At 72.6% G+C, this 20,039-nt stretch carries 19 protein-coding genes and 1 pseudogene; 9 read left to right on the top strand and 11 right to left on the bottom strand.

The genetic code is table 11. The annotated features are described in order from the left end of the window. Positions 1-11: 11 nt before the first annotated feature. On the bottom strand, positions 12-491 hold the full coding sequence (locus tag C3486_RS01400; RefSeq protein WP_103830651.1) for an Lrp/AsnC family transcriptional regulator: 480 nt from the start codon (positions 489-491) through the stop codon (positions 12-14). 310 nt (positions 492-801) lie between these two features. On the opposite strand from C3486_RS01400, the gene C3486_RS37100 reads away from it, so the two are divergent. Beyond that, positions 802-939, top strand: a complete 138-nt coding sequence (locus C3486_RS37100; protein ID WP_181138401.1) for a hypothetical protein — start codon at positions 802-804, stop codon at positions 937-939. A gap of 7 nt (positions 940-946) precedes the next feature. On the opposite strand, the gene C3486_RS01395 is transcribed toward C3486_RS37100, so the two are convergent. The 9 genes from C3486_RS01395 to C3486_RS01360 all read right to left on the bottom strand — a co-directional run bounded on the left by C3486_RS01395 (position 947) and on the right by C3486_RS01360 (position 8,241). Beyond that, positions 947-2,305, bottom strand: a complete 1,359-nt coding sequence (locus tag C3486_RS01395; protein WP_103830650.1) for an MFS transporter — start codon at positions 2,303-2,305, stop codon at positions 947-949. A 5-nt stretch (positions 2,306-2,310) separates the two neighbouring features. Beyond that, positions 2,311-3,462: an LLM class flavin-dependent oxidoreductase gene (locus C3486_RS01390; RefSeq protein WP_103830649.1), complete on the bottom strand. Its 1,152-nt coding sequence runs from the start codon at positions 3,460-3,462 to the stop codon at positions 2,311-2,313. Positions 3,463-3,657: 195 nt separating this feature from the next. Beyond that, a complete protein-coding gene (locus C3486_RS38690; protein ID WP_374936830.1) occupies positions 3,658-3,738 on the bottom strand; it encodes a putative leader peptide in 81 nt (26 codons plus the stop codon). Positions 3,739-3,822: 84 nt separating this feature from the next. After that, positions 3,823-4,479 (bottom strand): lipoyl(octanoyl) transferase LipB, encoded by a 657-nt coding sequence (lipB, locus tag C3486_RS01385; protein WP_258052523.1) that lies wholly within the window; start codon positions 4,477-4,479, stop codon positions 3,823-3,825. A 101-nt stretch (positions 4,480-4,580) separates the two neighbouring features. After that, entirely contained in the window at positions 4,581-4,859 is a 279-nt protein-coding gene (locus tag C3486_RS01380; protein WP_103830648.1) for a Rieske 2Fe-2S domain-containing protein, read from the bottom strand. After that, positions 4,859-5,689, bottom strand: coding sequence for an iron-containing redox enzyme family protein (locus C3486_RS01375; protein ID WP_103830647.1), 831 nt, complete (start codon positions 5,687-5,689; stop codon positions 4,859-4,861). The genes C3486_RS01380 and C3486_RS01375 overlap by 1 nt, the downstream gene beginning before the upstream one ends. A 72-nt stretch (positions 5,690-5,761) precedes the next feature. Next, complete coding sequence (locus C3486_RS01370; RefSeq protein ID WP_103830646.1) at positions 5,762-6,598, bottom strand: dihydrodipicolinate synthase family protein; 837 nt, start codon at positions 6,596-6,598, stop codon at positions 5,762-5,764. Then, positions 6,585-7,097, bottom strand: a complete 513-nt coding sequence (locus C3486_RS01365) for a DUF6190 family protein (protein ID WP_103830645.1) — start codon at positions 7,095-7,097, stop codon at positions 6,585-6,587. The genes C3486_RS01370 and C3486_RS01365 overlap by 14 nt, the downstream gene beginning before the upstream one ends. After that, entirely contained in the window at positions 7,087-8,241 is a 1,155-nt protein-coding gene (locus tag C3486_RS01360) for a pyridoxal phosphate-dependent aminotransferase (protein ID WP_103830644.1), read from the bottom strand. The genes C3486_RS01365 and C3486_RS01360 overlap by 11 nt, the downstream gene beginning before the upstream one ends. Before the next feature lie 262 nt (positions 8,242-8,503). Between C3486_RS01360 and C3486_RS01355 the strand changes: the two genes are divergently transcribed. From C3486_RS01355 to C3486_RS01330, 6 genes and pseudogenes are all read left to right on the top strand, one after another. After that, the gene (locus tag C3486_RS01355) at positions 8,504-9,175 is read left to right on the top strand and encodes a GntR family transcriptional regulator (protein ID WP_103830643.1); all 672 of its coding nucleotides are present in this window, start codon (positions 8,504-8,506) and stop codon (positions 9,173-9,175) included. Next, entirely contained in the window at positions 9,172-9,870 is a 699-nt protein-coding gene (locus C3486_RS01350; RefSeq protein ID WP_103830642.1) for a DsbA family protein, read from the top strand. The genes C3486_RS01355 and C3486_RS01350 overlap by 4 nt, the downstream gene beginning before the upstream one ends. Before the next feature lie 287 nt (positions 9,871-10,157). Further along, complete coding sequence (aceE, locus tag C3486_RS01345) at positions 10,158-12,815, top strand: pyruvate dehydrogenase (acetyl-transferring), homodimeric type (RefSeq protein WP_103830641.1); 2,658 nt, start codon at positions 10,158-10,160, stop codon at positions 12,813-12,815. Continuing rightward, positions 12,815-14,212, top strand: a pseudogene (gene sucB / locus C3486_RS01340) (2-oxoglutarate dehydrogenase, E2 component, dihydrolipoamide succinyltransferase); the annotation flags it as partial. The gene aceE and the pseudogene sucB, both read left to right, overlap by 1 nt. 138 nt (positions 14,213-14,350) lie before the next feature. Beyond that, positions 14,351-14,872 (top strand): toxin-antitoxin system HicB family antitoxin, encoded by a 522-nt coding sequence (locus tag C3486_RS01335; RefSeq protein WP_103830640.1) that lies wholly within the window; start codon positions 14,351-14,353, stop codon positions 14,870-14,872. A 106-nt stretch (positions 14,873-14,978) separates the two neighbouring features. Then, positions 14,979-15,821, top strand: coding sequence for a DUF4097 family beta strand repeat-containing protein (locus tag C3486_RS01330; protein ID WP_103830639.1), 843 nt, complete (start codon positions 14,979-14,981; stop codon positions 15,819-15,821). A gap of 77 nt (positions 15,822-15,898) precedes the next feature. Here C3486_RS01330 and C3486_RS01325 read toward each other — a convergent pair whose 3' ends face one another. Next, complete coding sequence (locus C3486_RS01325) at positions 15,899-16,699, bottom strand: DUF4097 family beta strand repeat-containing protein (protein ID WP_103830638.1); 801 nt, start codon at positions 16,697-16,699, stop codon at positions 15,899-15,901. A gap of 359 nt (positions 16,700-17,058) precedes the next feature. Between C3486_RS01325 and C3486_RS01320 the strand changes: the two genes are divergently transcribed. Both C3486_RS01320 and C3486_RS01315 read left to right on the top strand, forming a co-directional pair. Continuing rightward, complete coding sequence (locus tag C3486_RS01320) at positions 17,059-18,573, top strand: FUSC family protein (RefSeq protein ID WP_103830637.1); 1,515 nt, start codon at positions 17,059-17,061, stop codon at positions 18,571-18,573. A gap of 109 nt (positions 18,574-18,682) precedes the next feature. Next, complete coding sequence (locus C3486_RS01315) at positions 18,683-19,741, top strand: lactonase family protein (protein ID WP_103830636.1); 1,059 nt, start codon at positions 18,683-18,685, stop codon at positions 19,739-19,741. Positions 19,742-20,039: the final 298 nt, after the last annotated feature.

The raw sequence follows: 20,039 nt of genomic DNA, 5'->3' as shown, positions 1-20,039 counted from the left end.
CAAGCCCGCGGTCAGCGCGCCGCCGCGGCCCCGCCCACGTCCTCGACCAGTGGCAGCAGCCGGTGCGGCACGCGTTCGCGCAGCGCCACCTCCGTACGGGTCCGCACCACCCCCGGCATGTTGATCAGCCGCTGGATCACGTCCTCCAGATGCGCCGCGTCCCGCGCCACCACCTTGGCCAGCAGATCGCCGCCGCCCGTGGTGGAGAACGCCTCGATGATCTGCGGCACCTCGGACAGCAGGGCCGCGACCTCCTCCAGGTGCCCCTGCGTGACCTCGATGTGCGCGAAGGCGGTGACCGGGTGCCCGAGGGCCGCGGGCGACAGCCGCGGCCCGTACGCGGTGATCACGCCGTCCCGCTCCAGCCGGTCCAGGCGCGCCTGCACCGTGCCGCGCGCGACGCCGAGGATGCGCGCGTACTCGCGCACGCTCGTCCGCGGCTGCTCCAGCAGCAGCCGGAGGATCCGGGCGTCGAGTGCGTCCACGGCCATGGGTGCGGCCTCCTTGCAGGCGGTGCGAGGGCGGCCCGGCCGGCCGCCGCCTACCAGTCTGCGGGGTGCCGCGAGGAGCTGCGACAGCGGGTGCCCAGGTCGAAGGGCTGCGACAGCGGGTGCCCAGGTGGCCGGACCGGCGGACGGACGCGAGCCGGAAAAAATCAGTCGAACGTCCGTTCACCTGTACGTCACCGGTCGTTGGCCCGGAGTCACCCGGCCGTCACCTCGGTAGGGGATGGGTGGAACAGGGAGCGACGTGGCCCCGGCCGGGGCCACGCGCACATGACCGAACAGGAGTGTGATCCCGGTGGGTGACTTCCTCTGTGCCGTACTGGCGAAGGCCGGCCTCGCCCTCGCCGAGGCCCTCATCGCCAAGGTCGTCATGGAACTCTGCACCGCCTACGTACGGAAGTACCGGACGGAGGCGGCGCCGGCAATGGCCTGAGCACCGGCTAGGCGCCGCCCGCCGCCCGCCCGGTCGGGAGGTGCAGCTCGCCCTCCCGCAGCCGGCCGGTGGCCCACATGCTCACCAGGCCGGTCAGCGCCAGGTAGCCGCAGGCGAACCACGGCGTGCCCGAGCCCAGGGCCAGCAGCGCCGTCATGATCAGCGGGGTGATGCCCGAGGCGAAGATGCCGGACATCTGGTAGACGAACGACATGCCCGTGTACCGCACCGGCGTGGCGAACAACGAGGCGAAGAGCGTGCCCTGCGCCCCGTAGAACGAGGCGTGCACCAGACCCAGGGTGACCAGCAACGCCACCGCGAACGCCCAGGCACCGCCCGTGCCGAAGAGCCAGAACGCCGGGAAGACCGAGACGGCGAAGGCGGCCATGCCGGCGAGGTAGACGCGGCGTGCGCCCAGCCGGTCCACCGCCGCGCCGGACACCGGTATCAGCGCCGCCATCAGCAGCGCTGCGGCCGTCACCGCGAGCAGCACCGGCGTACGGCCGAGCTGCAGCGTCCCCGTCGCATACGTGATCGCGAAGACGCCCCAGGTGTTGAACGCGGCGCCCTCGCCCCACCGTGCCAGCATCCCGAGCACCACGTGCCGCCGGCCGCCCCGGTCGCGTACCAGCTCCACCAGCGGTGCCGAGCGCGGCAGTTCCTGCAGCCGGCGCACCGCGCGGAAGGCCGGCGTCTCGTCGATCCTCAGCCGGACGGCCAGCCCGACGCCGACCAGCACCAGGCTGATCAGGAAGGCGATCCGCCAGCCGTACCCGAGGAACGCGGCATCGCTGAGCACGTTGTTGAGGAGCGCGAACACCCCGGTGCCCAGGGCGAGTCCGAGCGCCAGCCCGATCTGCGGATAGCTGCCGAACCTGCCCTTGCGGCCGGTGGGCCCGTACTCGACGGCCAGCAGCACCGCCCCGGCCCACTCGCCGCCCAGCGCCACGCCCTGCGCGACCCGCAGGACCAGCAGCAGCGCAGGAGCGAGGACGCCGACCTGCTCGTACGTGGGCAGCAGGCCGATGAGCGAGGTGGAGACGCCCATCAGGCCCATGGTGAAGGCGAGGGTCCGCTTGCGGCCGATGCGGTCGCCGATGTGCCCGAAGAGCAGACCGCCCACCGGCCGCGCGACGAAACCCACCGCGAACGTGGCGAACGCCAGCATCGTGCCGACCGTCCCGTTCGCCGTCGGGAAGAACAGCTTGTCGAAGACCAGCCCGGCGGCCGTGGCGTACAGGAAGAAGTCGTACCACTCGACGGTCGTGCCCAGCAGGCTGGCCAGCACCACCGTCCGCAGCCGCGCGGCCGGGGCCGCCTCCTGCTCCTCGGGCGACCGCGGTGGCGCGTGCGAGGGCGCGGACACGCCGCTCACCGCCCGGCGAACGGGACGATGCCCGCCTCGACGGTGCGCGGGCCGGCCGGGTGCTGCCACAGACCGCGCTGCTCCAGCAGCGGCAGCACGCCCTCACCGAACCAGTACGCCTCCTCCAGGTGCGGCACCCCCGAGAGCACGAACTCCTCGATGCCGAGCCGGGCGTACTCCTCGATGAGGTCGGCGACCTCGGCGTGGCTGCCCACCAGGGCCGTGCCGGCGCCGCCGCGGACCAGCCCGACGCCGGCCCACAGGTTCGGGTAGATCTCCAGCTTGTCGGTGGACCCGCTGTTGTGCAGCTCGCGCATCCGCCGCTGGCCCTCGGACTCGCTGGTCGCCAGCCCCTGCTGCACCGCCTTGATGCGCTCGGGGTCCATGCCCTTCAGCAGCCGCTCCGCCTCGGCCCACGCCTGCTCCGAGGTGTCCCGGCTGATGGTGTGCAGCCGGATGCCGAACCGCACCTCGCGGCCCTGCGCGGCGGCCAGCGACCGCACCCAGTCGATCTTCTGCTTCACCTGCTGCGGCGGCTCGCCCCAGGTCAGGTACACATCGGTGTACCGCGCTGCCACCTCGCCGGCCGCGGGCGAGGAGCCGCCGAAGTAGACCCGCGGCACCGGGTCGGGCAGCCGGTTCAGCTTCGCGCCCTCCACCCGCAGGTGCTCGCCGTGGTGGTCGACCGTCTCCCCGTCCCACAGCCGCCGCACGATGTCCAGGAACTCACCGGTGCGCGCGTACCGCTGGTCCTTGTCCAGGAAGTCACCGTAGGCGCGCTGCTCGGCCGACTCACCGCCGGTCACCACGTTGAGCAGCAGCCGGCCGTGCGACTGGCGCTGGTACGTCGCGGCCATCTGCGCCGACAGCGTCGGGCTGATCTGGCCGGGCCGGAACGCCACCAGGAACTTCAGCCGCTCGGTGACCTGGGTGAGCATCGCCGTGGTCAGCCAGGCGTCCTCGCACCACGCCCCCGTCGGCGTCAACGCGCCGACGAAACCGAGCTGTTCGGCGGAGCGGGCGATCTGCCCGAGGTACTCGATCGAGGCGGGACGGTCCCCGCCGGCGGTGCCGGGGGTGGAACCGTGGCCGCCGCCGACGATGTGCCGGCTGTCACCGGTCGTGGGCAGGAACCAATGGAACGTCAGAGCAGACATGAGGACTCCGGGAAGGGCGGCGGGCCACGTCCGGGGCAGGGCACAGTGGCCCGGCGACGTACGTGACGGGGTACCGCGGAGGGCGTGACGAGGCGCCGCGGGAACGACGGCAACGCGCCGCTCAGTGCGGGGGAAGAAGGAGAAGCTTCGGCAGCACGGCCCCGGAAGAGGCGGAGTCCGTGGCCGGAAGGCGCGTCAGGCGCGACAGCTGGCGCTGGACTGGCGACACAGATCGACGTGGAGACGTCCCACGAGGAGGTCGGCAGCAGCAGTCATGCCTGGCATTCTGCTTCGGCCACCCCACCCGGTTCAAGCGGATGAGACGAGTGTTTCAGCAGGTGAGACGGCGGCGCGCAGGCGTCACCGCTGGGACGCCGCCCCGAGCGCCCGGGCCACCGCGTCCCGCACCTCGTCCTCGCCCGGCGCGGCGCGGCCCTGCTCGGCGGCCATCTCCGCGAGCGAGGTCATCGCCACCTCGGGCAGCCCGCACGCCGTGAACCTGGTGAATTCGTCCAGGTCGGACGCGATGTTGAGCGCGAAGCCATGGCTCGTCACACCGCCGCGGATGCGCATCCCGATGGACACCAGCTTCTCGTGGCGCGGCGTCCACACGCCCACCAGGCTCTGCGCGCCGGGCGGGGTGTCGCGGCGCACCGTCCCGAAGCCGAGCGAGTCCAGGGCGCGGATCAGCCCGTTCTCCAGCCAGCGGACCACGTCGCCGGGGCCGCGTTCGCGCAGGTTCAGCACCAGGTAGCCGACGAGCTGGCCGGGGCCGTGGTACGTCGCCTGGCCGCCCCGGTCGACCTCGACCAGCGGAATCGGCGAGTCGGCGCGCGGCAGCTCGTCCGCCGGAGTCCGCGAGCCGTAGGTGATGACGGGCGGATGCGTCAGCAGGAAGAGCCGGTCGCGGGCGAGCCCGGCGCGCCGCTCCTCGACCCAGCCCCGCATCGCCTCGACGGCCTCGGTGTAGGGCACCTCGCCCAGGTCGACGCGGTCCATCCGCTGCTCGTACGGCACGGTGCGGGCTCCTGTCGGGGAAGGGGAGTCGTTGAACGGAGGGTGGGGCGGACCGCGTCGTTGCGGTCCGCCCCACCGGGACGGCCGGCGGGCGCCGGGTGTCAGGCCTCGCCGGGTGCCGGTGCGTCGCCGGGGATCTCCCGGACGCACAGGGGGTCGGAGGTCGGGCCGGTGATCGCCTCGCCCGTCTCCAGGGAGTAGCTGGAGTGGTGCAGCGGACAGGTGATCCGCAGCCGGGCGGCGTTCACATAGCCGTGCGCGAGGTGGCCGCGGCGGTGCGGACAGTACGCGCCGACCTCGAACTGCCGGTCGCCGACCGTCACTCTGATGCGGTCCTCGGAGATCTGCTCGACCGAGGCCGGCGGCGTGGGACCGGGCATCAGGCCACCTTCAGCGCGGAGGCGACGGCCGCTTCGGTGGCGCCGCCGATGACCTCGCTGGCGAGCTTGAAGCCGGTCCACACCTTGGCCGGGTGCAGCTCCGCCTCCGCGTCCAGCTCCCGGATCGCGACCTGGAGCTCCTTGGCGTGGAAGTGGTCGATGTGCAGGTGCTCCGTGTAGTACCGGGGGTTGAGCCCCAGCCGCTCGGCCGCCGCGGCGAACGGCTTGAAGGCGTACAGGATGCTGCACTCCAGGTAGCACAGGGTGCCGAGGAAGTACTCCGGGTACGGGGCGCGCGCCGCGGCCCAGAAGAAGGCGTTGACGAAGTCGAACGTCTCCTCGTTCGTGGTGTCGAGGTAGTCGTTCACGTCCACCGACATGCCGAGTTCGAGCATCAGCTCGCGGTAGATGTGGAAGTGCGCCTGGTCCAGGTTGCCGCAGCCGAACTCGTCCACCAGCACCCGGAAGACGGCCATCTTGGCCTTCTTCGGCAGCCGCCAGACGATGGGCAGGAAGGACTCGGACTCGGTCAGCCCGTCCACGGCGAACTGCGCGACGACCTCCTTGAACTGATCCCGTGTCAGGTCCTCGGCGAGGACCCGCTCGAAGGGCGGCGGGTCCGCCTCCTCGGCGGTCAGCAGCGCTTTCATGTGCCGGTTCAGCGCGGCCCGGTCGGGCATGTCGGGCGCCGCCGCCTCGATCGCGTCGGCACGGGCGACGATCAGCCGCTGCTCCAGGTCGTGGAGTTCGCGCAGCTCGTCGGGGGTGGGGATGGTGCGGTTGAGGACGAACAGCCGGCTGCCGGCCGTACGCGTCGTGGTCGTGCTCACTCGTGACTCCTGTGGTGGTGGCGCGGCCGGGCCGGCCGGATGGACCGGCCCGGCCGCGCCGGTCGGCTCCGGTCAGCCGGCCGCGAGCGCGGTGCCGAGGACACCGCGCCGGACCAGTTCGGTCTTGACGTGCAGATACCACTCGTCGGCCAGCAGCTCGTACTCCTTCGAGAGCACGTCCACGCGGGCCTGGGCCTCCCGCGAGAAGCCGTCCAGCGCGGCGTTGCACGCGTCCGGTTCGAGGTTGGCGAGCGGACCGACGAAGCCGTGCACGCCGGGCGCGTCGGCGATCAGGTGCTCCCAGCCCTGGAAGACCGGTACGTCCGTGCCGCCGGCCAGCAGCTCGCGGGTGAACTCCGCCGAGCCGCTGGACTCCTTGACGCCCACGACGCCCGGCAGCGCACACACCTCGCGCAGCGCTTCCACGTCCAGCGGCGCCTTGGAGATGGCGTTCTCGTGGTAGACGAAGACCGGCAGCGGGCTGTTCTCGGTGATGACCCGGAAGTGCTCCAGGAGGGAGACCGGCGGCACGTCGGCGGCGGGGAAGGGCGGCGGCACGACGATCGCGTCGGCCCCCAGCTCGGCGGCGAGCCCGGCCCTGGCGAGGATCCCGGCCGTGCGGCCGATTTCCACGCCCGCCAGCACCGGGGCACCGTCCGCGTGTGCCACGGTGAGGTGCACGATGTCGATCCACTGCTTGAGCGACAGCCGCCAGCCCTCGCCCGTGCTCAGCGCCGGCATGAAGCCGGTGACCCGGCCGCGCAGCGACTCGATCAGCCGGACGGTGCTCTCCTCGCACACCTGGCGGCGCTCATTGACCGGGGTGACGAGCGGGACGACCGTACCGCGCAGCCGCGTGAGCCGTTCGATGCGTTCCGTCAGGCCGGTCCGCGGTTCAGACTGCGGCATGGTCCACCACCAGTTCCAGGGAGACGTCGTAGAGCTTGTCGAGCGTGCCGGTGCCGTCGGGGAAGCGCACGGGGCCGGCGGCCGGCTCGGGCCCGCGCACCGGCAGGCCCGGCGTGGTGAGAGCGAGCAGCCGCGGATTGACCGTGACCAGCTCCCCGCCGCCGGCCGAGACGGCGGCCAGCAGCATGCGCTCCCGCGGCGAGAGCGCGGTGGCGGGGGCGGGTAACCGGTCGAAGGCCAGCCAGTCGTCGGCGGTGTAGGCACGCCGGCGGACCGGCATCACCGAGTGCAGCAGGTCCATGAACGGGTAGTACGCGTCCTGCGCGGCGCGCGGGTATCCCCACACGACGTCGTCGCAGCGGCCCACTTCCTCGTACGTCATCACCAGCGGCCGCTCCAGGTGTGCGGCGAAGAAGGCGGCGCAGGCGTCGCGCACCGCGGTGTCGGTGCTGTGCATGCCCATGAACAGGGCGGCGTCGACGTAGAGGTCACGCGCCATAGGAGTCCACCCCCTCGCGCAGCCGGGCCACCGAGGCGCGGAACTCCTGCGGGTCGCGGGCCAGGGCGAGGCGGACGTACCGCTCGCCGCGCTCCGGCTCGCTCCAGAAGAAGTACGTGCCCGGGAGCACGTAGACCTCGTACTGCGCGAGGTGCGCCTGCAGTTCGGTGGCCTTGACGTGCTCGTCGCGGATGCGGAACCAGGCGACGCTGACGTTCACGGCCGGTTCGATGTGTTCCAGGAGGCTGCCGTCGAGCGTCTTCAGCGCGGTCTCGCGGTTGCGGGTGATGACGTCGCGCACCGAGGCCATGCCGTCCTCGATGGAGTCCTCGACATAGCGGGCGAGGAAGTTGAGGACGAACGGGGAGACGTCCAGCAGCACGCTGGTGTGGATGTTGTAGACGTCCTCGTACAGGTCACGGCTGCAGGTGAGCAGCGCGCACTTGGCGTCCTGGAGCGGCCAGGTCTTGCCGGTGTCCTCCAGCGCGATGTACCGCACGCCGGAGGAGTCCAGCAGCTCGTAGAGGTCGAAGCGGCCGAAGCGCGGATCGGCCAGCGCGAACGCGGCGAAGCAGAGGTCGACGACGAAGAGCTTGTCGTGGTCGACGCAGTAGCGGACGACCTCCTCGAAGCCCTTGCGGCCGTGCGAGAGCAGCGAGAAGCCGGTGGGGTTGTTCGGGTCGACGAGGAAGAGCGCGTCGGTGGTGACGGCCTCGGCCAGCCGCTCGTAGATGCGGTCGGCGTCGTGCAGGGCGTCCTCGGGGATCGGTACCGGCTGGACGCCGACGTTGCGCAGCACGTCGGGCAGGTTGTCGAAGCAGGGCTCGACGAGGCTCACGCTGATGTCGTGCCGGCGCAGGTACATGCCCGCGACCAGGGTGGAGATGGACGCCGCGTACGACAGCATCGTGGTGTCGGCGCGCACGCTGTTCTGGCCGTGCAGCCGGAAGAAGACCTCCTTGAAGCGGTCCTCCAGATCGGCCTGGCGGGTCTCCTCCGCCTCGTACCACAGGGCCGGCAGGGCGGCGACGATCTCGCGCTGGCCGGGCGACTGCTGCTGGTGGGTGTGGGCGTCGGCGAGGTTGAAACGGGTCTTGAGTGCCTGGATCTCGTGCTGGGTGAGGTCGAGAAGCTGCTCGGGCACAGGGCTCCTTGGAGGAGTCGGACCATGCGGGCGGACGGCATGTGATCGATCACAGGGCCGGCCCGCAGGCGAAGGGAAAAGTCGGGAAAGGCGGCTCAACGACGCGGAGAACACGCGCGTCGTGCGGTACTGCCGGGCCCGCACCCGGCCGGTGACCGCATCAACTGGCTTGAGAAGCAACGGAACTGATGCGGTGTGGCCACCTGATGCCGTACGTTAATCGATGATCGATCAACGCTCAAGAGCCCCCGGAGATTCGTCCATGGCCGGCATCAGTCCCCCAGAACCACCGCACAGCGTCGTCCCGGTGGCACGCGTACCGCTGAGTGAGCAGGTCAGGCGCCATCTGCTGCAGCAGCTCCTGGACGGGCGGTGGGAGCCGGGGGACCGGATCATCGAACGGCGGGTGGCCCACGAACTCGGCGTCAGCCAGGCGCCGGTGCGGGAAGCCCTGCGCGACCTGCAGGCCATGCAGCTGATCGAGTCCACGCCCGGAAAGGGCGTCCGCGTACGGGAGTTGACCCCCGACCAGCTCAGCGAGGTCTATCCCGTACGGGCCGCACTGGAGCGGCTCGCCGCCGAACTGGCGGTACCGCGGCTCGCCGGTGACGTCTCCACGCTCGAACCGCACCTGGAGCGGATGCACCAGGCGGCCCGCGAGGGCGACACCGACGCCCAGATCACCCATGGCGTCGAGTTCCACCGGGAGATCGTCCGGGCCGCAGGCAACCACGTACTGTTCCGCAACTGGGAGTCGCTGGCCATCGAGCTGTGGACGCGACTGTCCCTGAAGTGGCTGCGCACCGGACTGCACGAGAACGCGGCCGACCACGAGGCCATCGTGCAGGCCTTCCGTCGCCAGGACCCCTACGCCGGGCGCTTGGTGCAGCTGCACGTCCTGGATTACGCCAACAAACCGATCGGAGCCCCATGACCGGCACGCCCCATCCCCGTACGCAGACCGAACCCGGCACCATCACCGTCTTCTCCGACATCTGGTGCTCGTTCGCCCACGTGGGCATCCACCGGCTGCACACCACCCGCCGGCGCCTGGGCCTCGAGGACCGGGTGCGCTTCAACCACCGGGCATTTCCCCTGGAGTTGTTCAACAATGGGCCGAGCCCGCGCCCCGGAACCGACTCCGAGGTCGGCGGCATCGCACACCTCGAACCGGACGCCGGCTGGCAGCTCTGGCGCGCGCCCGACTGGAAGTTCCCCTCCTCCTCGCTGCCGGCCCTGGAAGCCGTCCAGCTCGCCAAGGCGCAGGGCCTGGCGGCGTCCGAACGGCTCGACCTGGCGCTGCGCCGGGCTTTCTGGGCCCAGAGCCGATCGATCGGCGCGCGGGCCGTGGTGGTCGCCGTCGCCGAGGAGACCGAGGGCGTCGACGCCGAGGCCATCGCCGCAGGTCTGGACGACGGGCGGGCCCGCCGGACGGTGACCGAGGACTTCCGCTGCGCGCAGGAGCACGACGTGCGGTGCAGTCCGCACCTGTACCTGCCGGACGGCTCCGACCACCCCAACCCGGGCGTCACCGCGCGCTGGCACGGTGCGTACGGCACCGGATTCCCGCAGGTGACCGGCGATGACCCCACCGTCTACGAGGAGTTGCTGAAGCGCGCGGCGGGCTGACGCCGCCCCCGGCACGGACCGGGGGAGCGGAGGCTCACGCCAAGTAAAAATGATCGATCATCAATCATTACCGGTCGGTAATGGTTGACCCTGGCGAGTGCGGGTCTCTACGTTTTGTTGTGCGGAATGGAGATTCCGCAGTCCGAAAGTCACTGCGAAGTGATGCCAGTTGAGGTCGCCTCCGACCGGTCCACCCGCATCGCCGGTCGTCCGCCCGACCACCGGAGGTGCCGCAGAAGCGCGCGGCACCTCCGGTTCCTCACCCAGGAACGTGAAAGGGGATCACCGTGTCCCAGCTCGACCAACTGCCCGACAGCGACCCGTCCGAGGTCGCCGAATGGCGCGAATCGCTGGACGGCGCCGCCCGCGCCGGCGGTCCGCACCGGGCCGCCTACCTGCTGCGCCGCGTCGCGGAGCACGCCGAACGCACCGGGGTCGGCCTCCCCCCGCTCCTGGAGACGCCGTACATCAACACCATCCCCACCGCCGCCGAGCCGGACTTCCCCGGCGACGAGGCGATGGAGGCCCGGATCACCGCCTGGAACCGCTGGAACGCGGCCGCCATGGTCACCCGCGGCAACCAGCGCGGCGGCCTCGGCGGCCACATGGCCACCTTCGCCTCGGCCGCCTGGCTGTACGAGGTCGGTTACCAGCACTTCTTCCGCGGCAAAGAGGCGGACGGCAGCGGTGACCAGCTCTACGTCCAGGGCCACGCGTCCCCCGGCGTCTACGCCCGCGCGTTCCTCGAAGGGCGCCTGACCGAAGGGCAGTTGGACCGTTTCCGGCAGGAGGCCGGCGGCGAGGGCCTGCCGTCCTACCCGCACCCGCGGCGGCTGCCCTGGCTCTGGGAGTTCCCGACCGTGTCGATGGGCCTCGGCCCGCTCTCCGCGATCTACCAGGCGCGCTTCAACCGCTACCTGCACCACCGCGGCATCAAGGACACCTCGCAGTCGCACGTCTGGGCGTTCCTCGGCGACGGTGAGATGGACGAGCCCGAGTCCACCGCGGCGCTCGCCCTCGCGGCGCGCGAGGGCCTGGACAACCTGACCTTCGTCATCAACTGCAACCTCCAGCGCCTCGACGGTCCCGTCCGCGGCAACTTCAAGATCGTGCAGGAGCTGGAGCGGCAGTTCCGCGCGGCCGGCTGGCACGTCATCAAATCCCTCTGGGGCCGGGCCTGGGACGACCTGCTCGGCCAGGACGTGGACGGCGCCCTCGTACGTCACCTGGGCAGCATCCCCGACGGGCAGTTCCAGACGTTCGCGGCGCGCGACGGCGCGTACATCCGCGAGCACTTCCTCGGCGAGCGGCCCGAGCTGGCCCGCCTGGGACAGCAGCTCACCGACGCCCGGCTGGAGGAGATCGTCGGCACCTCGCGCGCCGGCCACGAGCCGCGCAAGGTCTACGCCGCGTACAAGGCCGCCGTCGAGCACAAGGGCGCGCCGACCGTCATCCTCGCGCAGACCGTCAAGGGCTGGACGCTCGGCCCCGGCTTCGAGTCCCGCAACGCCAACCACCAGATGAAGAAGCTGTCGGGCAAGGAGTTCCGCGCCATGCGCGACCTCCTCGAACTCCCCATCCCCGACAGTAAGTTGAACGACGAGCTGGTGCCGTACGCACACCCGGGCCCGGACTCGCCCGAGGTCGCGTACCTGAAGGAGCGGCGCGCCGCACTCGGCGGCCCGGCACCGGCCCGCAAGGTGACTCCCAAGCCGCTGCCGATGCCCGCCGACAAGGCCTTCGACGCGCTGAAGAAGGGCTCGGGCAGCCAGGAGATCGCCACGACCATGGCGTTCGTCCGCCTGGTGAAGGACCTGATGCGGGACAAGGAGACCGGCAAGCGCTGGGTCCCCGTCGTCCCCGACGAGGCCCGCACCTTCGGCATGGAGTCCCTCTTCCCCTCCGCCGGGATCTACTCGCCGCTCGGCCAGACCTACGACCCGGTCGACCGCGACCAGCTCCTGTATTACAAGGAGGCCAAGAACGGCCAGATCCTCAACGAGGGGATCACGGAAGCCGGTTCGCTCGCCTCGCTGACCGCGGCCGCGACCTCGTACGCGACGCACGGCGAGCCGATGATCCCATTCTACATCTTCTACTCGATGTTCGGCTGGCAGCGGACCGCCGACCAGTTCTGGGCACTGGGCGACCAGCTCGGGCGCGGTTTCGTGATCGGCGCGACCGCCGGCCGTACGACGATGACCGGCGAGGGCCTGCAGCACGCCGACGGCCACTCGCACCTCATCGCCTCCACCAACCCGGCCGCCGTCTCGTACGACCCCGCCTTCGCCTACGAGGTCGCGGTGATCGTCAAGGAGGGCCTGCGCCGGATGTACGGCGAGGACCCGGAGGACGTCTTCTACTACCTCACGGTCTACAACGAGACCAAGGTGCAGCCGCCCATGCCCGAGGGCCTGGACGAGCAGGGCATCCTCAAGGGCCTCTACCGGTACAAGGCGGCCGGGGAAGCGGCGCCCGACGCCCCGAAGCTCCAGTTGCTGGCCTCCGGCACCGCCATCCACTGGGTGCTCGAAGCGCAGAAACTGCTCGCCGAGGACTGGGGCGTGGCGGCCGACGTCTGGTCGGCGCCGTCCTGGACGGAGCTGCGCCGCGACGCTCTGGAGTGCGACGCCGCGCGCCTGAAGGGCGAGGACCGGGTGCCGTACGTGACCCGCGCGCTGAGCGACGCGCCGGGGCCCGTGGTCGCGGTCAGCGACTGGATGCGCGCGGTGCCCGACCAGATCGCCCCCTGGGTCGAGCAGGAGTGGGTCTCCATCGGGACCGACGGCTTCGGCCTCTCGGACAGCCGGGAGAACGTCCGCCGGTACTTCGGGGTGGACGCCCCGTCGATCGCCGTGAAGGTGCTGGCCACGCTGGCCCGCCGCGGCGAGGTCAAGCCGGAGACGGTGCGCAAGGCCGCCGCGCGTTACGGGCTGGAGGGCTGACGGTGAGCACGGACGTCGTACTGCCCGCACTGGGCGAGAGCGTCACCGAGGGCGTCATCACCCGCTGGCTGAAGGAGGTCGGCGAGGCGGTCGAGGCCGAGGAGCCGCTGCTGGAGGTGTCGACGGACAAGGTCGACACGGAAATCCCGGCCCCGGCCTCCGGCACGCTGCTGGAGATCCTGGTGAAGGAGGACGAGACGGCGGAAGTGGGGGGCCGGCTCGCGGTCATCGGTGAGCCGGGTGCGGCTGGGGCTCCGGCACCGGCACCGGCACCGGCTGCGGCAGCGGCGCCGGCACCGGGCGAAGCACCTGCTGCTCCGACTCCCGCCCCTGCCCCTGCTCCGGTTGAGGCGCCCGCAGCGCCGGCGCCCGCAGCGCCGGCGCCCGCCGCCCCGGTCGCGCAGCCCGCCCCTGCCGTCCCGGCCGGCGAGCCCGACGGCGCCTACGCCGGTGTGCCCGACGGCGCCTACGTCACCCCACTCGTCCGCAGGCTGGCCCGGCAGCACGGGGTGGACCTGACGACGGTGCAAGGCACCGGTGTCGGCGGCCGCATCCGCAAGGAGGACGTCCTGGCGGCGGCCGAGGGGCGGTTCCCGGCGGCCGGTGACGCCGTCACAGCCGCTCCCGCCACCGTTCCTGACGCATCGTCGACTGCGGTCGAGGACGGGCCCGCATTGCGTGGCCGCACCGTCAAGATGCCGCGGATGCGCAAGGTCATCGGCGACAACCTGATGAAGGCCCTGCACGGCCAGGCGCAGCTGACCTCCGTGGTCGAGGTGGACGTCACCAAGATCATGCGGATGCGCAACAAGGCCAAGGACGCCTTCGCAGCGCGTGAGGGCGTGAAGCTGTCCCCGATGCCGTTCTTCGTCAAGGCGGCCGTCCAGGCGCTGAAGGCCCACCCGGTCATCAACGCCCGGATCAACGAGGACGAGGGCACCATCACCTACTTCGACTCCGAGAACGTCGGAATCGCGGTGGACAACGAGAAGGGCCTGATGACCCCGGTCATCAAGGGCGCCGGTGACCTCAACATCGCGGGCATCGCGAAGAAGACCGCCGAGCTGGCCGGCAAGGTCCGCGAGAGCAGGGTCAGCCCGGACGACCTGTCGGGTGCGTCCTTCACCATCAGCAACACCGGTTCGCGCGGTGCGCTGTTCGACACGGTCATCGTGCCGCCGAACCAGGTCGCCATCCTGGGCATCGGTGCCACCGTCAAGCGTCCGGTGGTCGTGGACCACCCGGAGCTGGGCGAGACCGTCGCGGTCCGTCACATGACGTACCTGTCGCTCTCCTACGACCACCGTCTGGTGGACGGCGCGGACGCCGCCCGCTACCTGATCACGGTCAAGCAGATCCTGGAGGCCGCCGAGTTCGAGGCCGAGATCGGCCTCTGACCGGCTGTTTTCCACGCGCGCAGGCGAGGGGCGGGACCTTGGTTTCGGGGTCCCGCCCCTCGCCTTTGGATGCGGATGGTGCCACCTGGCGTCGTACGGGCCTTGCGCATGGCGCCATAATGGTGCCACCATGGCGTCATGGACCTCACCCCGTATGTCGACACCCTCCGCCGGGAGCTGGCGGTGGCCGCCGAGGCCGGCGGCGAGGACGCCCGTGCGCTGGCCGAGCGGCTGACCGCCCCGCTGGAGTCGGCGACCCGGCTGACCCTGCTCAACGTGCTCTCCGCGGCGATGGATGAGATCACCCGGGAGCTGGCCCCCGGCTCGGTGGAGGTGCGGCTGCGCGGCCTGGACCCCGACTTCGTGGTCACGGCGCCGCCGGCCGAGGCCGGTCCCGCGCAGCCGGCCGCCGCGCCCGCCGAACCGCTCAAGCCTCCGGCCCCGGCGGCGGAGGGGGAGGAGGGCGGCACCGCCCGGGTCAACCTGCGGCTGCCGGCGCCGTTGAAGGCCAGGGCGGAGGAGGCCGCGGCCCGCGAGGGCCTGTCCGTCAACGCCTGGCTGACCCGCGCCGTCGCCTCCGCCGTCGAGACCGGCGGCCCGTCGCACCCGCCGCAGCAGGCCCGCACCCTCGGACAGAGCTTCACCGGCTGGGTCCGCTAGCCGCCCGTACCCCGTACGCGCGGGACCTGCACCCCGTACCACCTCACACCTAACACCACGTCCGACCAGCGCGGACGTGACGGAGACTCCTCAGGACGGGACCGCCATGCCTACTTTCGACACGCCCCGGCCCATCGCGGTGACCGCGCACGTGGACGCCGGGTCGCTGCAGTTCACCGCGACCGACCGCGCCGACACCCAGGTCACCGTGCGCCCCCGCGATCCGCGCAAGGACAGCGACGTGCGCACCGCCGAGCAGACCCAGGTGGCCTGCGCCGGCGGCACGCTGACCCTCCGTACGCCCAAGCCGGGGCTGTTCGGCCGCACCGGCACCGTCGATGTCACCATCGAGCTGCCGGCCGGCTCCGCCATCGAGGCCACCGGCGCCTGGACCCAGATCCTGGGCGAGGGCCGGCTGGGTGAGACCCGCATCAAGACCTCCGCCGGCGATGTGCGCCTGGAGACCACCGGGGCGCTGCGGCTGACCGCCGCGCACGGCTCGCTGACCGTGGACCGGGTGGAGGGACCGGCGGAGATCACCACCAGCTCCGGCAGCCTGCGCGCCGGCCATCTGGGCGGCCCGGCGGTGCTGAAGAACTCCCACGGCACCACGACCGTCGGCGCCGCCTGCGGTGAGCTGCGGGTCAGCGGCGCCAACGGTGACATCGACATCGCCCGCGCCGAGGACTCCGTGACCGCCACCACCGCGCACGGCACCCTCCGCCTGGCCGACGTCGCCCGTGGCAGCGTCCAGTTGGAGACCTCCCACGGCGCCATCGAGGTCGGCATCCGCCACGGCACCGCCGCCTGGCTGGACGTCCACTCCACCGCCGGGCAGGTCCGCAACACCCTCACCACCACCCCCGCCCCCGACCATGCCGAGGACACCGTCCGGGTCCGCGCCCGCACCCGCCACGGCAACATCGACATCCGCCGCGCCAAGGGCTGACCGCCAGAACCGGACCGCCGCTCGCATGAAGGGCTGAGCGAACGGGCCGGAGACGCGACACCGCGACGGGCCGTCGCTCACCGGGACGGTCCGTCACCCGCCCGTACGGTGATGCCCCCGTTGGCGGAGTGCGCGTCGAGGACGTGCCGGCTCCTGTCGGCGCGCGGGACGTCCACCGACACGCCGCCGTTGCGGCCGGCGGCGGTGACGCGGTAGGAGGTGTCCGGGACCGTGAGGGTGATGTCGCCGTTCTCGGTCCTCGCCGTCACCCGGTCCGGCGTCCGCGCGGCGGAGACCCGTACGTCGCCGTTGGCGGATTCGGCGCTGATCCGCCGGGCCGTGTTGCCCGTGGCGTCGATCCCTCCGTTGTGCGTACGGAGGCCGAGCGGGCCACTGGACCCGTGCACGCTCACGTCGCCGTTGTTGCTGCTCAGCCGCAGCCTGGCCGAGAACCCCGAGGCGCGTACGGAGCCGTTGGACTCGCTCGCCCGTACCTCGACGCCGCGCGGTACGCGGATCTCGTGGCGGGCCGCGCAGTTCGAGATCAGCCCGCCGCACTCGACGCGCAGGGACAGCGTGCCGTCGTGCATCGACCACGTCGGCCGGTCCACCGTGCCGAACACCGACCACCCGTCGAACCACCGCGTCACCTGCACCTCCCGCACGTCGGCCGGCACCAGGACGAGGTCGGAGTTGCGCGAGTCGATGGTCAGCGTCCGCCCCGCCAGGGCGAACGACCGCTTCTCGGGTTTCGCGTCGTCGGCGGCGGCACCGCCGCAACCCGCCACCGACAGCGTCAGCGCCACGGCCCCGCAGACGGCGAGCGAGCGGCGCGGGGTGCACCGGGCACCGGTACGGGAAGGGGCGGGAGGGGTCACGGGAGTCTCCTCGGAGAACGCGTCGGCCGGTGGGAAAGCGCTGCTCGGACGGACGGAAATGACCCTAGGGAGGTACGGCCGCCGGCACGATCCGGCGGGCCACCGCCGTGGGGGTGGGGCTGTCCCCCCTGTCCCCCCTGCCGTCGCCGTCGTGCGGTGAGTGCGCGGGGCAGTGGTCCGTTGGCCCGCTCGCAACGGCGCCCGAGCCGATCGTGCTGGGCCAATGGCCCAGTCGATCCCGGCTCTGTTGAGCCAGTGTGGGCCCGGGTGTTCTCATGGGCCTGTCGATGGCGCTGCGGATTCCGCGGCGCCTTTTTCATGCCGTGTGAATGACCGGAACGCAGAAGGGGCGGGGATCTGTGCTCAAGAGGGTGTTCGTGGCTCCGGATCCGGGGCGGCTGCGGCTGCGCAGCGCCCTGCGGGCGGTGCTCGGCATCGGGTCGGCCGTGGCCCTGTGCGGGCTGACCGGCCACTCACTGGTCGCGGCCGTCTTCGGCGGGCTGGCGGCGCTGCTCGCGCTCTTCACGGTGCTGGACCCGACGGTACGCGGCCAGGCGGTCACCACCGCGCTGCTCCCGGCGGCCGGCGTGCCCGTGCTCGCCCTCGCCGCCGTGCTGCACGACGCCCCACTGGCGCGCGACGCGGCCTTCCTCGCCGTGGTGGGCGCCGGTGTGTACGCCCGCCGCTGGGGCCCGCGCGGGCACTCCCTCGGCGTCTTCGCCTTCATGACCTACTTCGCCTCGCAGTTCCTGCACACCGTGCCCGGTCAGCTGCCGGAGCTGTACGGGGCGATGCTGCTGTCCCTGCTCGCCTCCTCGGCCGTACGGTTCGGGCTGTGGTGCTACGAGCGCCGGCTGCCGCCCGCCGCCCCGGCGCCGCCCCTGAGCGGTGGCACCGGGCTCGCCCGGCCGACCACCCGGCAGGCCGTCCAGGCGATGGCCGGCGGCGCCTTCGCGCTCGCGGCGGGGCAGCTGCTCTCGCACGACCGCTGGTACTGGGCCGTCGGCGCGACCTGGTGGGTCTTCGTGAACACGGCGTCCAGCGGCGAGACGCTGGTACGCAGCTTCCGGCGGGTGCTCGGCACGGTCATCGGGATCGCGGTCGGGCTGGGCGTCGCCGTACCGCTGCACGGCGCACCGGTGCCCACCGCCGCCCTCCTCGCCGTCTGCGTCTTCGGCATCTTCTACTCGGCCGCCGTCTCGTACACCTGGATGATGCTCGCGGTGACGGTGCTGGCCGGCCTGCTGTACGGGCTCCTCGGAGTGCTGGACCCGGGCCTGCTCGTGCTGCGGGTCGCGGAGACCGGCGTCGGGGCGCTCGGCGCGGTCCTCGCGGTCCTGCTCGTCCTGCCCGTCACCACGCACGCCACGACGGACGCCTGGATCCAGCGCGCCCTGCACTGCGTGCACGCCTGCACCGCCGAGGCAGCGGCGCGCCTCGCGGGCTCCGGCACCGCCGACCCCGCGGCGCGCGTCGCCGAACTGGAGCCGCTGCTCGGCCGGGTACGGGCCTCCCTCGCCCCGCTGGTCCACCCGCTCAGCCCCGCCCGCGCCCGCAAGCAGCGGGCCCGCCGGGTGCTCGCCCTGCTCGACGACTGCGCGCGCGAGGTGCGCGGGCTGGCCGCCGTCGCCGCGGACCCGGAGGCGTCCCACGACGACCGGCTCACCGCCGCCTGCCAGCGCGTGGAGGCCGCGGTCGCGGCGCTCACCGCACCGGGAACGGCAGCCGGCGCCGCGCGGCATGCCGTGGCCGCGCCGGAGCACGCGCACGCGGCCGAGCCGGCCCTCGCCCACCTGCACGGCCTGGAGCGGGCGCTCGCCGAACTCGCGGTGCCGCTGCGCGCCGCGGGCCGCCCGCCGCTGATCGGTGCGTGACGGCAGCGGGAGATCACGGGCCGCCGTGATCTCCCGCGCCCCCGCGGCGCGGCTGTTAGCGTCGGAGCCCGACCAGTACGGGCGGACGAACGAGAAGCGGGGTAAGAGCGTGAACGGTGACGGCCGGAACGACCACGGGTGGCGGGCGTACATCGGATCGACGGCCGGCGGGGCCGGTGTGGTGACCGCCGAGACCGACCCGGAGAGCGGCGCGCTGAAGGAGGCGCACCGCACCGACGCGGTCGCCCACCCCTCCTACCTCGCGGTGTCCGGCGACCGGCGGCTGCTGTACGCGGTGAGCGAGACGCCGGACGGCGCGGCGGCGGCCTTCTCGCTCGCGGGGGAGCGGCCCGTACTGCTCGCGCCGCCCGCGCCCGTACACGGCTCGGCCCCCACCCACCTCACCCCGCACGCCGGGCACCTGCTCACCGCCAACTACCGCTCCGGCAGCGTGAGCGCGCTGCCGCTGCGGGCGGACGGCGCGCCCACCGAGCCGCGCGCCGGCGGCGTCCTCCAGCACCACGGCAGCGGACCGCACCCCGAGCGGCAGACCGGCCCGCACGCGCACGCCGTGGTGGCCGACCCCTCGGGGCGCTGGGTCCTGAGCGTGGACCTCGGCACCGACTCCGTCCGCGTCTGCGACATCGATCCGGGCAGCGGGGAGCTGGTCATGCGGCGCGAGGTCGCCATGCGCGCCGGCACCGGCCCGCGCCACCTGCGCTTCCACCCGGACGGCCGGCTCGCTTACGTCATCAACGAGCTGGAGCCCACGGTGACCACCTGCCGCTGGGACGCCGTGCGCGGACTGCTGACGCCGGTGGGGGAGACGCCCGCACTGCCCGAGGGCGGCGCGACGCCGACCCTGCCCTCCGAGTTCGTGGTCTCCGCCGACGGCCGGTTCGGCTGGGCCGCCAACCGCGGGGACGACAGCATCGCCGTACTGGAGCTGGCGGACGGCGGCCTGGCGCCGCGGCTGGTGACGACCGTGCCGTGCGGCGGCAACTGGCCGCGCGACCTGGCGCTGCACCCCGACGGCCGGCACCTCTACGCCGCCAACGAGCGCTCCGGTGACGTCACGTGGTTCACGGTCGACCCCGCCACCGGCATCCCCGAGCGCGGCGGCTCGCTCCCCGTCCCGTCGGCTTCGTGCGTGGTGTTCGCGCGCTGAGCACGGGCCGCGAAGGGCGGGCTGTGAAGCACGGTCCGTGACGCGCGGGCCGTGAGGCACGGATCGTGATGCGTGGTCCGGAATGGCTCGTTCTCGGCGCGGTGGCGCGTTGCGGGTCGGCCGCCCGGCCCGAGCCTGCCGCCCGGTCCGGCCCCGGGCCCGCAGGCAGCCAGAACTCGCCCTTCCGGGCGGCTCGTTCAGGGCCACGGGCGGCGCGTGCGCCGCGGTCGGGAACGAGCCATCCGGCCGAGACGGGTCCCCTTGCGTTCAGCCCGCTGAGCGGGTGCGGCCGATAGCG

Source organism: Streptomyces sp. Ru73, assembly GCF_002920575.1.
Classification (GTDB): Bacteria; Actinomycetota; Actinomycetes; order Streptomycetales; family Streptomycetaceae; genus Streptomyces.
The sequence above is the reverse complement of the archived record's forward strand: the minus strand, read 5'-3'. Positions and strand labels throughout refer to the sequence as shown.

Coding starts and splice junctions, on each gene's coding strand:
- C3486_RS01400 (WP_103830651.1), bottom strand. CDS start 491: ATGGCCGTGGACGCACTCGACGCCCGGATCCTCCGGCTGCTGCTGGAG.
- C3486_RS01390 (WP_103830649.1), bottom strand. CDS start 3,462: ATGTCTGCTCTGACGTTCCATTGGTTCCTGCCCACGACCGGTGACAGC.
- C3486_RS38690 (WP_374936830.1), bottom strand. CDS start 3,738: ATGACTGCTGCTGCCGACCTCCTCGTGGGACGTCTCCACGTCGATCTG.
- C3486_RS01380 (WP_103830648.1), bottom strand. CDS start 4,859: ATGCCCGGTCCCACGCCGCCGGCCTCGGTCGAGCAGATCTCCGAGGAC.
- C3486_RS01370 (WP_103830646.1), bottom strand. CDS start 6,598: ATGCCGCAGTCTGAACCGCGGACCGGCCTGACGGAACGCATCGAACGG.
- C3486_RS01365 (WP_103830645.1), bottom strand. CDS start 7,097: ATGGCGCGTGACCTCTACGTCGACGCCGCCCTGTTCATGGGCATGCAC.
- C3486_RS01355 (WP_103830643.1), top strand. CDS start 8,504: ATGGCCGGCATCAGTCCCCCAGAACCACCGCACAGCGTCGTCCCGGTG.
- C3486_RS01350 (WP_103830642.1), top strand. CDS start 9,172: ATGACCGGCACGCCCCATCCCCGTACGCAGACCGAACCCGGCACCATC.
- C3486_RS01335 (WP_103830640.1), top strand. CDS start 14,351: ATGGACCTCACCCCGTATGTCGACACCCTCCGCCGGGAGCTGGCGGTG.
- C3486_RS01330 (WP_103830639.1), top strand. CDS start 14,979: ATGCCTACTTTCGACACGCCCCGGCCCATCGCGGTGACCGCGCACGTG.